Genomic DNA, 472 nt, shown 5'->3' on the forward strand with positions numbered 1-472 from the left:
CTGCGACGCGGCCGAACGACGGGCACGGTTGGCCTCGTCGGTCACCGTCTTCTGCTGGACCAGCTCGATGACCGCCATCGGGGCGTTGTCGCCCTTGCGCGGCATCGTCTTGGTGATCCGGGTGTAGCCACCGTTGCGGTCCGCGAAGAACGGGCCGATCTCGGTGACGAGGCGGTGCACGACCGACTTGTCGCGGATCACCTTCATGATCTCGCGCCGGTTGTGCAGGTCGCCGGCCTTGGCCTTGGTGATCAGCCGCTCCGCGTACGGACGCAGCCGCCGGGCCTTGGCCTCGGTGGTGGTGATCCGGCCGTGTTCGAACAGCGAGGTCGCCAGGTTGGCCAGGATCAGCCGCTGGTGCGCGGGCGACCCGCCGAGGCGGGCACCCTTGGTGGGCTGGGGCATGGCTACAACTGCTCCGTTTCTGCGTAGTCCTGACCGTCGTCACCGAAGGTGTCCGGGTCGAACCCGC

The 472-nt window shown here is 68.4% G+C and carries 1 protein-coding gene; it reads right to left on the reverse strand.

The window, feature by feature from the left end; all coding sequences use genetic code 11:
* The coding region (rplQ, locus tag DBV35_RS29215; RefSeq protein ID WP_108663926.1) for a 50S ribosomal protein L17 at positions 1-405 on the reverse strand (405 nt) is incomplete at its 3' end.
* Between the last annotated feature and the right edge of the window lie 67 nt (positions 406-472).

It is taken from the genome of Acuticoccus kandeliae (assembly GCF_003073115.1).